Annotated in this window: 10 protein-coding genes; 2 read left to right on the forward strand and 8 right to left on the reverse strand. The window is 60.2% G+C overall.

Annotation, left to right across the window (positions count from 1 at the left end):
• Nucleotides 1-137 precede the first annotated feature (137 nt).
• From B0G73_RS39105 to B0G73_RS39130, 5 genes are all read right to left on the reverse strand, one after another.
• Nucleotides 138-1,598: an ATP-binding protein gene (locus B0G73_RS39105; protein WP_258194173.1), complete on the reverse strand. Its 1,461-nt coding sequence runs from the start codon at nt 1,596-1,598 to the stop codon at nt 138-140.
• A gap of 28 nt (nt 1,599-1,626) precedes the next feature.
• Nucleotides 1,627-3,627: an integrase gene (locus B0G73_RS39110; protein ID WP_106286374.1), complete on the reverse strand. Its 2,001-nt coding sequence runs from the start codon at nt 3,625-3,627 to the stop codon at nt 1,627-1,629.
• Nucleotides 3,624-4,259, reverse strand: a complete 636-nt coding sequence (locus tag B0G73_RS39115; protein ID WP_106286375.1) for a hypothetical protein — start codon at nt 4,257-4,259, stop codon at nt 3,624-3,626. Before B0G73_RS39115 ends, B0G73_RS39110 begins: the two co-directional genes overlap by 4 nt.
• A gap of 555 nt (nt 4,260-4,814) precedes the next feature.
• The gene (locus B0G73_RS39125; protein ID WP_106286387.1) at nt 4,815-5,057 is read right to left on the reverse strand and encodes a DUF6429 family protein; all 243 of its coding nucleotides are present in this window, start codon (nt 5,055-5,057) and stop codon (nt 4,815-4,817) included.
• A 5-nt stretch (nt 5,058-5,062) separates the two neighbouring features.
• On the reverse strand, nt 5,063-5,473 hold the full coding sequence (locus B0G73_RS39130) for a helix-turn-helix domain-containing protein (RefSeq protein WP_374956942.1): 411 nt from the start codon (nt 5,471-5,473) through the stop codon (nt 5,063-5,065).
• Between the two features lie 378 nt (nt 5,474-5,851).
• Between B0G73_RS39130 and B0G73_RS39135 the strand changes: the two genes are divergently transcribed.
• Nucleotides 5,852-6,223, forward strand: coding sequence for a hypothetical protein (locus tag B0G73_RS39135; protein ID WP_258194175.1), 372 nt, complete (start codon nt 5,852-5,854; stop codon nt 6,221-6,223).
• Between the two features lie 437 nt (nt 6,224-6,660).
• Here B0G73_RS39135 and B0G73_RS39140 read toward each other — a convergent pair whose 3' ends face one another.
• On the reverse strand, nt 6,661-8,043 hold the full coding sequence (locus B0G73_RS39140; protein WP_106286377.1) for a hypothetical protein: 1,383 nt from the start codon (nt 8,041-8,043) through the stop codon (nt 6,661-6,663).
• 882 nt (nt 8,044-8,925) lie between these two features.
• Nucleotides 8,926-9,546 carry a hypothetical protein gene (locus B0G73_RS39145; RefSeq protein WP_106286378.1) on the reverse strand — a complete coding sequence of 207 codons (621 nt, stop codon included), beginning with the start codon at nt 9,544-9,546 and terminating at the stop codon, nt 8,926-8,928.
• A 412-nt stretch (nt 9,547-9,958) separates the two neighbouring features.
• On the opposite strand from B0G73_RS39145, the gene B0G73_RS39150 reads away from it, so the two are divergent.
• Nucleotides 9,959-10,312: a hypothetical protein gene (locus B0G73_RS39150; protein WP_106286379.1), complete on the forward strand. Its 354-nt coding sequence runs from the start codon at nt 9,959-9,961 to the stop codon at nt 10,310-10,312.
• An 878-nt stretch (nt 10,313-11,190) separates the two neighbouring features.
• Here B0G73_RS39150 and B0G73_RS42055 read toward each other — a convergent pair.
• Entirely contained in the window at nt 11,191-11,385 is a 195-nt protein-coding gene (locus tag B0G73_RS42055) for a GNAT family N-acetyltransferase (RefSeq protein ID WP_106286380.1), read from the reverse strand.
• Nucleotides 11,386-11,406: the final 21 nt, after the last annotated feature.

Raw genomic sequence — 11,406 nt, forward strand, 5'->3', positions numbered from 1 at the left:
CTCGTCATAAGTCGCTCCCGCCAGCCGTCTGACAGGTAGCAAAATACTTGAGGCAACGAGCCTAGCTCGGTAACAAAAAACCTGAGTCAATGCGCCGGCCATCATAGTTGTCGCGCAATCGGACGTTGTAGTTGACGTTATCCACTGCTGTTGATCATGAACGGACTTTGCCGACTGCATTGCGGACAGCGAGTGCGAAGTCTTTCCTGATGGGCTGCACACCAATCTTCCTCCGCAAGTTGATGCAGCACACTATGGTAGCCGTGAGCCGCACACTGTCGGCAATACCTGAAAGCCGCGTGGTACCGGTCGCCCGGCGTCCTGTCGAGCAACGATGTGCGCAACACGGGCTCGGGCAGACGCAGCAGCCGGCGAAGTTGAGTGAGAGCGAGCGCGCTTCGCAGCGGGACCACCCCTGCGAGTGGATCAGCGTCGGGGCACATCAGGCGCATCAGTACATCGCCTGGCAGGGCATTGGCGCACGCAAATTTCCACAGAATCGAAACGAGCGATTCGCCCGGCAGGAGCCAATCGATCCTGAACTCGCAGTCCGCTGGCCTTCCGGACCGCCATTCGTCAAAGGTCAGAATCGGATAGCGCAGCGTCTGATGTGCCTTACAACTACGCTGTTGCGAGCACGCGTCCGGTTGCATGGCGGGACTGGATATAGCCGCAATGATGAACAGCGTGGGTCCACAAAGCCGGCTCCGGGCAGTAACCCGGCGCATCCTTGATTTCGCTTTCCTTGAGGACAATCTCGACGGCGCGGACGAACGACTCCATCGGCAAATCGAGGTTGCCGGGAAGCTCGCCTTGTGATGTGCGGCCTCGAACGTCTGCCACAGCTGACGGGCGTCGCTCACCAGGCGATAGCCGGCGTCAAACGCCTCTGGCAAGTAAAAGCGTGTGAAGCTCCAGGGCGTGCCGTCGGGGTAGGCCGTCTGATCGTACCCATTCAGGCATGTCGCGACGTCCTGGGCATTGCGGATGCCATAGAACGCGAGTTCGTCGACCATGAGGCGCGCGACGATCTGCGTCTTGCCCGCAAGCTGCAATGCGGTCTTCTGCGCGAGTAGTTCTTCCTGCCCGACGAGAAACGTGAAGAGCTTGATCTGCTGGCGATCAAGTACGTCATGCACGTCTCGCAACCACTCGTATTCATTTTCATTGAACCTCTGGGCCTCGTCGAGGAACATGAACACAGCATTGCTTCCCGAGCGCGCGGCTGCCTCGCGAATACGCAATGACAGGCGCGAACGTTTGGCCGAACTGGTGCCGGCGTTGGGTGCGTGATCGCCCGCCGCCTCCAGCAGAGTCGCGAAGAAGGGCCCCTCTGCATGCCGCGGCTTGTGCTCGCACTGCGCATGATAAGTTGTTATCTTTGGGTACTGACGCGCGAGGAGCAGCCGCACGTATTCAATGGCCCGCGTTTTGCCAACCCGCGATGGCCCATAGATGAGCGCGCCCATGATGCGATAGCGCAGGCAGCGCGTGACGAGCTCATAGAACGCCTCGATCGCAGGGGTGGCAAGGCGATAGTTGCCGGTGACGAGTGGGTGCAGCGATGGATCGACCGGACGCGGAATCTGAAGCGACATGACACACCTCGCAGCTAGAACAGCGGAGTTAAAAGACCTGACCAGTACCGATCGAAAGCTTTCGCGGGCGAACCAGGGTGCATTGCTTAAAATCGTTGACCGTGGTCGCTTGCGTATCCATCCCTGGCGCTGTGTCCGAGATGACGGAATCTGTCCCGGGCGGGCGGGGCGGACCGACGGGAGTACGCACAGTCGGTGCCGATCTGAGCAATTGCGCCGCATGAGCGAGTTCCGTCGCAGCCTTGCGGGTCTTCTTCGCCTGTCTCATCTTCTCGTCGACGTAGGCTTCAATCGGGTTGAGGCCGAGGCTGGCGTTGCGTCGCCGACTGCCCGATTGTTTGAGAATCTGCTGACGCAGCTTGAGGTTGTGCGGCACCACACGCCACGCGCCTTGCACCTCGAGTACACCGAGCTCCATGCCGTCGGAGAGGAAAGCGCGCACGGAGCGCAGGTCGTCGGCGTTCATGTAGATCAGCAGATGCTGACCGATGAGGTGCGCACTCGTTGCAAGAACACTGTTGGTGTAGCGCACGCCATACAGGTTGATGTGCGGGCGCACGCCCTGTTGAAGGTAGGCCCGCACGCGGCACTGCCGTGCCGACTGCATCAGGCAGAGCGTCCTGCGCTGGTGTTCGGCCAGCCAGACGAGCATCATTTCGCGGCCGCGCACGAGGTACTCCATCGCTTCAAGCGGAGTCGCGTTGTTGAGTCCGCGGTGCGGTGTGCCGTTGTAGCTCGAGATGGCGTACTCAACGAGTTCCGCCAGTTCATCAAGGGAGACGTAGAGACGCAGATCGCCTTTGGGATCCGACAGCGCCCGGCGAAGGTCGCGTATATGAGAACCCGTGTATCCCGGCAACCGTGAAGACAGCCGACTGGCAATCGTGCCGAAAAAGCGTTCAATATAGGGCCGCTCGTCCGGGCAGTGTTTCGGTCCGGCATCAGCGAGGCAGCCGACGAATTCGCACAACGCCGTCATCGTTTCGTCGGCGAGGTTGGCCTTCGCGTTGTCGAGCCTGATCCACTCCCAGGTCACGTAGCCCAGTTCAGGCATCTTCCCTGACGGAAAGCCGTCCTGCGGTCCATAGGTGAGGCCTGGTATTGTGAACGTTCGCGGGCAGTGAGGCGTCAATGCATTCTCGATAGTCTTGATGACGTCGTAGCGGCTGTATTCTGTGGCTAATGCTATGTGATACCCAATCACGGCACGCGTGCAAATGTCGATGATCACCAGCAGCCAGACTCTTTCCATCTCGAATTCATGCGCGAAACCCAGCGGATCACGTACCACCACCTTGAGGCGTACGTCCAGCCGGTGACCGTCGAACTCGACGACCTGATATGGTCGGACCGCTGCGGGTGGACCGGAGTCGTCAACACGCGGCAGGCCTTTGAGATGCGTGGCGCCGGCGGAGTGTGCAGCGGCCCCGAAGCTTCGCAGCAGCTCCGCCTTCACCCGTCGCGAAAGCGAGCGGATCGCATGGTCGGCCGTGTTCAGCGGGTAGTCGGCCGCCGTCAACCCGACTGACCGGCATTGCCGCAGGAAATTGTCGTGTAGAGACTGCAGGCCGCGCAGACGCGTGCGCAGGTGCCCGTCGGTATGGACCTGCTCGAGCCACACCTTGCGTTGCTTTACCTGAAGCAGCAGCCACCCTGTCAACGTCGGGTAGCGTTCGAGAAGCTGGGCGAGCGCGCCAGCTGCCCCGCGGCTGCCACACTCGCCGCGCACCTGCACATCACGCACTCGCGCATATTCCGCGATGCGCACGTAGTGGATGAGCGCGCGGAAGCCGAAGGGGCGGCCGTCAGGGTGAACTGTCTGGGCGCGCTCAAGCCAGCGGTACAACTGCCGCCGATTGAAGTGAGTCGAAACTTCGATGGCCCTGATCGGCTCGCCGGCGATGTAGCGCAGTATGGCTTGCCGCCGCGCCTCGAACTTGCGGCGGACCGGTTCGTCAAGCTCGGTATGGGCGACAGCGGGCCAGGCGTTGACATCAATCGTCTGCAACTCCGGCTTGCGGCGACTCATGATGACGCCTCCAACGCTACGAAGGAAGTGAGCAGTGACAGTGGTTGCGTCTGAAGTGCCGACGCGGTGACGTGACCGCTGTGCAGCAGGCCGAACAAGGCAGCGCGAACGATCACCGGGTCGCTCGTCACGAACTCGCGCTCAATATCGAGCAGTCGGCGTGGCTCCTCCACGAATTGCACGATGACCGGCGGTAACGTTGCCGGAACAACGCCCCGGTTCGCAACGAGGTATGGGAGGATGCGCTGCCAGTTGTCCGTCCACGCACGGGCCGCAGCGAGTTCAGCCGATGCGACCAGCCTGACTTCTGCGGTGCCAGCGTCAACCTTAGCGTGTGATGCGTCCAAATCGGATCCCCAAAGCAGTTCGCTTAGTACAACCAACTCCTCGCGATCAACGTAGCGCACCCAGAAATCAGCGAGATGACGGTCTTCGTTGATCAGCACGTAGCCAGGTCGCTCGCAGAAGGTGATCACCTTCGGGTTTGCCTCGAACAATAACCATTGTTCAAGCAACGCACGACGGTAGAACATGACCCGGCGCGCGAGCTTGGGGCTGAATGCTTCGAATCGGTGTGCGCCGCGTGGACGACCAAGCGCGACCGGCCCGGTCGCGTGAAGGGTATCCGCCATGAGATCGGCCTCCTACCGACGGGATCTGAAGTGTAGGAGGCGAGTTGGCAAATTTAATACGGACATACGTGAGTTGACACTTTCATGCCGATTCAAAGGGCAATAAAAGTGTCAACATGCGCGCGTTCTTGCCCCCGGTTGCTGGGGAGGGCCGGTGACAGATTTATTACGTCCTACGACTGCCTGCAATACCGGAAGACCGTGTGATACCGCTCATGCACAGTCGAATCGATCAACGATGCATCCAATACCTTTCTGGGTAGCCTCGCCAGGTGGCGCAGGAGCGCAATATCGATAGCGTCCGGCCGTGGTGCGACGCCGTCACGCGGATCAACATCGGGGCTCATCATACGGAGGAGCACATCCCCAGGCAGCGCGTTGGCGCATGCGAACTTCCACAGAATCGAAACGAGGGACTCACCCGGCATCAACCATGCGATGTTGAAGTCACTGCCCAGCGCGAGCCGCGCGGTTTCTACGAGCGGCTGTACATCTACGTGCACAGCGATCGTGCGCGCAAGCGTCGCTACTGTGATTACTTAGAAGTGCGTAACATCAGCCGTTCGTGCGGTCCGGGATAACGAAATGCTGCCTGAATAGGCGCTCGGACTCACATAACCCTTCCTCGGTAAAGACCACCGACTTCGTCTTGTTGACCGGGTCGCAGATGAGGCCCTTTTCGTAAAGGCGATTCAGCACCTCCCAGTCGAAGCCCTTCCAGGCGCGGTACTGATCGTGCAGCGTCAAGTAGAGAAGTGCCAAGGCGACTTCGTCGATTGCGTCGGTATCGATATTCATGACATTCATCCTGCGGCCTTCTGAACCCGCACACAAAACCGCTCGAGACTAGCCAGGATCCCGTCGGCACGCGCTCTGATGAAGGGTTGGGGTTTGGCGTTGTAGACGTCAAGGTATTGCCGGATTGCATCTTCGAGCCGGCGCGTCGAACCAGGCGTGCCGCGACGAAGACACCTTTCGGTAAGCGTAGCGAACCACCGTTCGACCTGGTTGAGCCACCGCAATAGCCGCGCCGACATGCATGTTTCCATTGTCCTGGGTGCACCGGGGTGTGGCGCGTGAAACAGTCCGTCCACACGGTCAGCGACAATTCGCGCGCGACGTTTAGAGACAGTATGCAGGGTAAGTTGCAGTTTCGCCGCGACCGTCTTGTTTTCCATCCCTTCAGCACAGGCCAGCACGATACGCGCTCGCAACGTCAGCGCCTTCCCGTTTGGGCCGTCCGCTTCCGCTCATCACCCGTCCTCGTGTCCGTGCCACACATAGCACTTTATTGCGCGGCGAAAATAATTCAATGAATTTGTAACTCACCACATTACGCCAGCGTCGTCCCCCGGATAAGGTCTGCTCGGGTAGCACGGACTATCGCGGAGAGAAGACGGAAGGCGAGAGACTCGCGACGCCAGAATCGCCGATCGCGGAGAAGACCTCGTTAGAATAGTCGCACTGTCACACATACATTTTCAGACGACATGAGTTCAAGGCGAGGCGGGCCAGGTGTTCCGCGACCACGAAAACATCTCACGAAAGCGATGTTATTGCCGATGGACCAGGCGTCGGTTCGGGAGCAATCGTTGACCTCCCATCTTGCGCTTGTTGCCTGCCGCGACGGTCATGGCAACGGACACCTGTTTAATGAACTGATGCGAACCGTGTACCTCGCATGGTTTCTCCAGGAGGACGGTTACGGAAACGAACCGGTCCGACGCTTCAAGACTGCGGAACATGCCGTGGAGGCCGCCCTGGAACTGGCCCATGCAGCAAACGAGTGGGTGCTCGCTAAAGACGCCGTTCCCATTTTTGAGAGCCTGCTGGCTTTGCGCGATGCGCAACTCGCCACCGCACCCCTCCACAAAATAATCAGCGCAGAACGCCGCCTCCGGCAATTCCTCGCCGGCACTGCCAGCTCGCCTGTTCCAGACGCAGATCCGGAGCAATTTTCATAGCAACCTTTGTCGGGACAGTGCGAAAAGACTGTAGGTGTAAAGTAAGGATACCTGATCGTTGATGGCCGTCTTCATCTCGGAGTGCGGTGAGCATGTTTTCTAACCTTGTCGCGGTCGATGAGGCGCTCGATGCACACTTGCCGCGTAAGCGCAGGTGCTCCGGACGCGTTCCGCGCTCAAAACAGCGCCCGACCATACGTTCGAGGAGCAGGGCACAAAGCTCGACCTGGCACGCGGACGGATCCGGCAGATCGAAAGCAGGTGGTCTGAAAACGGATGCTCCCGGGTCGGGTCGACAAGCTCAGGCAATTTCTCGACCATTGAGCTACGGTCCACCGTCGTTCAGGAACAGGGCGATTCCTCGCGCACCGGGGCCAGGCTATCCCGATGCGCTTCACGCGTCATTGCAGAATCTGTCGTAGCACGCTACCGCCGACTCACAGGAGCACTGCCTGCTGCAAAAGCTGCAGCGCCTTCAGTTCGTCCAGTCGACCCGTGCGCGCCTTACCTGCCAGCGTCTTGATCAATGCTTCCGCGATCGGCGCGATACCCTGAAGATTCTCAAGGCTGGTCACGGAAGCAGGGAGCGGGATGGGGGATTGCTGCGGGGTTTCAGCGGCTGGAAGCGACTCAAGGCTTGCCAGTGTAGCTGCCGGCGCGTCGCCATTACCTTCTTCTGCTGGGCGCCCCACAAGCACCCCCGGAGCGTCGCTGTCATGATCCTGCTGGCTGACCGCTACCGGTTGTTTCTCTGCTGTGATCCCGGGCGAAACAGGTGAGGCGCTTTCCGGCCCGATCCGGACGCCCGCTCGTGCGCGCCCCGTGCGCGCCTTCGCATCGGCATGCTTCGCTGGCACGCCATCCGTCGTCGCGGCCGCGTGCGGCTCGTTCTGTTCAACGGAGGCACGGCCGCGCGAAGCGGGCGTGAGCAAACGCGACACCGACTCCGGAATTTCGGCTTCGGAGCGCGGCGTGTCCAGCCAGCCAGCGGGCAAACAAAGTCGCTCCGTGAAACGGTTTGCTTCGACACTGTCCAGTCGTTTCTTGCCATATAGCCGATGGGCCATGTTGGATCCGCTCATCGCCATGACTACACCCAGTCTTGCTTTCGATCCGATGCGACCCGTAAGAACATGGAGGTTGGTGCGTCGAATGTTTTCCAGCTCTTCGCTGTCGTCTAGTGCCAAGGGTCGCTGTTGGGTTGTTGCAGCCGATATCCGCTGTTTCGAGGGCAAGCTTTTTTTTGGTGCATGAGGGGCAGACGGTTCGGCCATCCGGCTTCGACTGTCCCTGACGGCCTTGGGCGACCCGCCCGTTGCTTTCTTCGGCATTTGCGCTTCCTCGGACAAACTGGTTTCAGGATCGGATTGCTGGTCGCCGCTCAGGGCGAAATCCGGTTCAGGTGTTTCCGACACTGCTTCCGGTTCGTCGTCGGTTTGAATGAAGTCGAGCGGTGATTTCAGGCGGGCGATGGTTTCGGGCGCAAGCGCTGGATTGGGCTGGTCAAAAAAGCCGTGAGGCAACCCAAGCGTGGTTTCCATGTGAAAGGCGGTCTCGGGCGTGAATCTCTCGCCCTTCGTGAGTTCGGCCACCCGCGCCATGTTCGATCCCAGTCCCAGGGCGATATTCTCTGCGCCCACCGTATCGACCAGAAACTGGAACGACCGTGTCTTGAAAATGGAGGCCGTCTGGGCAGGGTCCCGGGCAGGTGCATTGACGTATGGTTGTCTCGGCCGGGTGGACGGAGATTTTTTTGGGTGACGAGGCTGGCGCTGGCCGCTGTCCCGGGATCCCGCATATCGTCCGCGGGGTTGACTCATAAAGTAGGGCTCCTGCGATGATTGGCGTGCTGACTTTTGAATTATAAATGAGGCGATGCTGGCATTTGGCGCGTCAACGACGGTCTGCCGCGAAAATATACGCGGGAGCCGGGCCACAACACGACACTGCGCCCACGTCCCGATCTTCCAGTCTCAGTCTGATTGCGCCCGACCTGTGAGGCATCGCATCGTCTGCCTTCCGCCGGTCACCGGAAACCGTCGCATATCAGGGAGGCGATGGAAGATTGATTCGTCGGCTCTCTCACATTCAGCGCAAAGGCTCCCACCGACGGTTGATCCGTCCGCGGTCAGGGGATGGGTCAGTTGCACAGCAAGCCGCGCAAAAGCCCAGCTGGTTCTTCAGGCTCGAATGGTTCGAATTGCCAGGCATATTTGCGCTCATACCGTCGGTGACGCATTTGCCCGCCGCCATCCGACGCGCCAGGGAAGCTCACACGCGCCTCGCTGAATCGTATCGCTGGTATCGATCGGGAAAGCCTGCTCGCCGATTGACGCCGAGATCCCGTCCCCTTTCATTTCGCGCAGACCTGCGTTCAAACCATGCGCGCCCTCGCATCAGGAGGAGACTCTTCTCCGTAATGTCGGCGTATCCATTGACGGGAAAGTCTGTGGAGTGCCGGATGTCGCCAATCCCTGACGCAAGTCCCAAGGGAGAGGCCGCCGATAGTGACAGTGCCTGTGTCATCACGAAGGCGCCCGGCGGCGCGTGAGGTTCTGACTAGGTATGGATCTGAACGCTTCAGTCCGGGCGCCGGCAGACGCGGCACCAGTTTGCCTGCGGGCGCATAGGTGCGGCCATCTCAAAGCGGTTTCACCTCTTAACCTCGTCCTCCGGCTCGTCTCGCAGGCGGTGGGACTGCTTCACCGCAGCGCTGCCAGACGGCGTTGGCAACGCATGTCATCTCCACCGCGTCGATAACTTTGTATAGCCTTCGTGCGGTCCGGCATACCGCTCCGGTCTTCTGCACCCCACGCGCCCTCCCAGAACAGCCCGAGATTGTGAGCTGAGGCCTTGTGCCCCAGTTTGATGGCCTGCTCGTAAAGCGAGAGCGCGTGGCTCACGTCGGCCTGCATGCCCCGCCCGAGTCGGGCGCTATCGGCCAGCGCGGCGGCAGCCATGCCGCGAAGATGACCGTCCGCGGTCTCATCCTTCATCACATCTTCGAAAATCACATTACCCTTCTCAAGGTCCGCCTCGCCTCCCGTTGGTGTGACGAGAGAAATGGCCATTGCCATTCGCCAGGCCGGATGCCGGTTTGTGCCGATGCGCTCCAGTAGCCGGCGGCCCAGGTCCGGCGCGCGACTGAGCGTGCTGGTGAGAAGCGCATTTGCGATGGCGGCGATCGACTCGGCTGACAGGAAGCCAGTCTTGTTTGCTGCAATGACGTGACGGGAAAACTTTTCGACGTCGAGGGTGGGGTCGGCGCGGCGCAACTGATGCCATTCGCGCTCGATTGTTCCTACCCAACTTTGCATTTGCATGGTGAGCGATCCTTTGGTGAAGAATGCACCTGATTCTAGCTCACCTTTTGTGGATTGCAACTTTCAGAGTTCGAGCATCCCGTGGCATGTGTTCACCGGATGGAGGGCTGCCACCGTCGCCACGTCCTGGCGAGATGATGATTTTGAATAAAGCTTCGATCTTTTTGCTGTGATCCAGCGCGGTGCTTAGTCGTGCACAGGGTCACGAAGCGTTTGCAGGCATTGACGCCTCCTGCAACATCAAGGCGGTGGCGCAGACTGTAGTGGATGATCAGGCATAGATAGCGGCGCTATTCATATCGCGACTTGTGGCAAGATCCGAACCGGATGGCAGATACGGCTTCGCGAGGCCATAGGCAGAAATGTTCGCCGGCCTGTTTCGCACGACGTTGGAGAAGGAGAGTGTTACACGATGGCTGATGCATTTGAACTCGTTGCCCTGGCGCTGCCCGGCGACGTCGCCCCCGAGTCACTGCCCGCCACCGTCCGCCAGTTCGTCGCGGATTGCTGGCCCGGTATGCGCCGCAGCCAGTTAATCGCCCGCGCGCGACGCCTTTCACTGCGGCCGTCGCTGCGCGCCTGTCGCCCGGGTGCGCCGGGAGACATCGGACACTTTGCACTTACGCTCACGGCGGGCATGCAGACCGTGTCCCTGATCGCGCATTTGCGCCGTGTCGCCCAGCGGCGCGGGTCCGCGCGCAGTCGCAAGGCGGCTAACGCTTCGCGACCGCCCGCCCGTGATCCGCGTCAGGCATCACTGTTCTGAACGGGGCGTCAAACCAGACGACCCGCATCGAACTGAGTGTCACGCAGCTGCGCGCCACCATGAGTGCGGTTGGGGCTGTGGCGCAATGACCTATCACCGAATTCTGCACCATGCCGCGGTACGTTCGGGCGTCAGCCGACGACGAGGCACGTCGACGATCCAGACTGGGGACGCCGTCCGCAACCCGTCAAAAGGCAATTGTTTGCCGGAGTTCGCCGTTCGTTGAGAGGATCGCCTTGGCTCCATACTGCCCCATGAGGATGCCCCCGTTGCAAGCTTCGTCCTGTCTTCACGAATAGAGGCTGTTTTGCCCGTCAGATTGCGTAACGGCGGGTTTCAGAATAGGCGTATTCTTTCACGCGTCACGAAAGAACAGGCGTGATCGGGGTAGTGAGGAGAAGAGTGCGGCCCCGCGGCTTCGATATGGCCGCGGGGAATGCGCCGACTGTTTGCTCAGCCACGAAACTCGACAACCGGCGGTGCGTGCTGGCGCGCTTCATTGCGAACCGGAAACCGGTATTGCCGTCTTCTCGCGACCCATCGAGGGGTTCCTCGACAAGAGCAAACGGTTGGCCGGCGGCGTCGAACGAAAGTTCTCCATTTCCTGGCGAAGCGGTGACACATTTCCGACGGGCTACCCTAAAGCGGCCGCAATGCTCCGGAACCTGACGGACGCGCTACGCGCGCAACTCGGCCATAGTTGACGTTCGTGTGTCGCCGCCAGTGAGGCAGTTTTAGGTTACTTTTCTGCCGTCCGGACCAGACCGCTGCGATCGCGAGCGTCAGGTTTCACTGTCGGCGGATGCGTATTCTCGTAGAGGCGAATCCACTTTCTCGACGGCGGACGTTGGCAGAGGGGTCATTTACTATTACGGCATCTAAGAAAGCGCCTTCGTCATACGGATACGCGTCGCCTGATATCTAGCTTTCTCGTAAAGACGATGAGCACCCGTGTCGTGTCCAAGGTCGATGGGTAGCATACCCAACGCGCTCGCCCACGCTTCCGCTGCATGTAGGGCACATGTCGCGTAGCCCTTGTTGCGATACTTCGGCCGGACAAGAAGGTCATGGATGAACTCGCCATTCCCAAGCTC

Source organism: Paraburkholderia sp. BL25I1N1, assembly GCF_003002025.1.
Lineage (GTDB): Bacteria > Pseudomonadota > Gammaproteobacteria > Burkholderiales > Burkholderiaceae > Paraburkholderia.

Bases quoted from the DNA above. Each gene is read 5' to 3' on its own strand.
- B0G73_RS39140 (WP_106286377.1), bottom strand. From the start codon at position 8,043: ATGAGTCAACCCCGCGGACGATATGCGGGATCCCGGGACAGCGGCCAG.
- B0G73_RS39125 (WP_106286387.1), bottom strand. From the start codon at position 5,057: ATGAATATCGATACCGACGCAATCGACGAAGTCGCCTTGGCACTTCTC.
- B0G73_RS39145 (WP_106286378.1), bottom strand. From the start codon at position 9,546: ATGCAAATGCAAAGTTGGGTAGGAACAATCGAGCGCGAATGGCATCAG.
- B0G73_RS39150 (WP_106286379.1), top strand. From the start codon at position 9,959: ATGGCTGATGCATTTGAACTCGTTGCCCTGGCGCTGCCCGGCGACGTC.
- B0G73_RS39110 (WP_106286374.1), bottom strand. From the start codon at position 3,627: ATGAGTCGCCGCAAGCCGGAGTTGCAGACGATTGATGTCAACGCCTGG.
- B0G73_RS39115 (WP_106286375.1), bottom strand. From the start codon at position 4,259: ATGGCGGATACCCTTCACGCGACCGGGCCGGTCGCGCTTGGTCGTCCA.
- B0G73_RS39105 (WP_258194173.1), bottom strand. From the start codon at position 1,598: ATGTCGCTTCAGATTCCGCGTCCGGTCGATCCATCGCTGCACCCACTC.